This window comes from Streptomyces sp. MBT65 (assembly GCF_016612545.1).
Classification (GTDB): Bacteria; Actinomycetota; Actinomycetes; order Streptomycetales; family Streptomycetaceae; genus Streptomyces.
The window spans coordinates 1-1,816 of record NZ_JAENRY010000588.1 but is presented as its reverse complement, the minus strand read 5'-3'; the positions used below and the strand labels follow the sequence as shown (position 1 = coordinate 1,816).

Sequence of the window (1,816 nt, the reverse complement as noted above, 5' to 3'; positions counted from 1 at the left end):
GGTCGACGGACGTGGTGCGGGGGTGGTTGCGGTCAAGGGGATGTGACGAGTTGGTGGGGGCGAGGGTGAGGGTGAGGGCGTCTGAGGGCGAGCGCCTGGCAGTTGGTGGTTGTGGCGCCGGGTCGCCGGAGGTCGCGCTGCTGAGGTTGTCGGAAGCTGGGCGGCTGGGGTCCGACAGCGGTTGACCGCTTGGGCCGCCAGGTCGCGCCGCTGGGGTCATCGGAGGGTGGCCGTCGGGCGGGCTGTCGGAGGGTGTACCTGTACCGCCGGGGCTCCGCGGAGAACGCGGCTGTGGGGCCCTCGGAGGCGGTGCGGCCGGGCAACCAGGGGCTTACCGCTCGGGGTCGCCGGAGGGCGCGCCGCTGGAGTCATCGGAGCGTGGCCGTCGAGCGAGCTGTCGGAGGCTGCACCGCCCAAGCTCCCCGCAGAACGCACCAATAGGGCCGCCGGAGGCAGTGCGGCTCGGGCCAACCGGGGGCTGACCGCTCGGGCCGCCAGAGGGCGTGCCGCTGGGGCCGTCGGAAGCAATTCGGCCCGGGCAACCGGCGGTTGACCGCTCGGCCCGGCGGAGGTTACGCCGCGGGAGTTATCTGAGGGTGGTCGTCGGGCGGCCTGTCGGAGGCTGCATCGCCGGAGCTTCCCGCAGATCGCACCACTAGGGCCGCCGCAAACTGTGCGGCTGGGGCTGTTGGAGGTTGACCGCTGCCCGGGCTGGCGGGAGCTGCACCGCCCGGGCTGCCTGGTGAACGCGGCACTAGGGCCGTCGGAAGCAGCGCGGCTCAGACAACCCGGGGTTGACCGCTCGGGCCGCCTGAGGTCACGCAGCCGGACTCATCGGAGGATGACCGCCGCCCGCGCTGTCGGAAGCTGCACCGCCCAGGCTCCCCGCAGAACGCGGCACTAGGGCCGCCAGAGGTTGGCCGTCGGCGCAACCAGCGGTTGCCCCCGGGAGGGTCAGAGGTTGACCGTCGGGGCGACCAACGGTTGACCTCTCGGCGGTCGGAGGGCGTGCCGCTGGGGCAGCTGGCATTCCCGTCGTTGGGGCAGTCGGCAGGCCTGTGGCTGGAGTAGTGGGGAGGTCTGGCGTTGGGGCTGTCATGCCGTCACGGGGTCACGGGGTCACGGTGCGAGCGCTACGACGAGTTCCACGACGTAGGTCTCCTTCACCGTGGCGTCGGGGAACGCCGTGAGCAGGTGGTGGCGCTCCTCGGTGAGGAAGGTGTTGGTGGTCTGTTCGTCCTGGACCAGGAAGACCGAGTGGCTGCTGATGTTGGCCAGGTGGGTGTCGATTGGGATGTGGCGGCTCCAGCGGACCCTTCGGTGGGTGAAGTCGAGTTTGCCGGTGGGGTCGGCGAGGGCGGTGCGCAGGCCGCTGCCGTTCTGCTCGACGACGGGGTCGATGCCGAAGTGGATCCTGATGCGTTCCGCCTGCTCGGCGATCCACGGGACGTCGACAGCGCTGGTGTTCCACCACAGGGCGAGTGCGCCGCCCGGGCGCAGTACGCGGAGCGCTTCCGGGACCGACTCGGCGGGGTTGGTCCAGTGCCAGGCCTGGGCGTAGGTGAGGAAGTCGGCGCAGTTGTCGGTGAGGGGGAGGGCGTCGCCGCTGCCCCGGACGAGCGGGACGTCGGGGAGGGTGCGGCGGAACTGGGTCGCCATGCCGTCGCCGGGTTCGATCGCGATCACATCGGCGCCACGGGCGTGCAGGAGGGCGGTCGCGATGCCGGTGCCTGCTCCGACGTCCGCGACACGGGCGCCGGCGAGGGGGTGGGCGGCGAGTTCTTCTATGGCGTCGAAGAGGGCGGGTGGGTAGGAG

At 71.8% G+C, this 1,816-nt stretch carries 1 protein-coding gene; it reads right to left on the bottom strand.

The genetic code is table 11. From position 1 onward, the window contains the following. Nucleotides 1-1,119 precede the first annotated feature (1,119 nt). A partial coding sequence (locus JHN63_RS50700; RefSeq protein WP_200691885.1) for a class I SAM-dependent methyltransferase occupies nt 1,120-1,816 on the bottom strand: 697 nt, incomplete at its 5' end.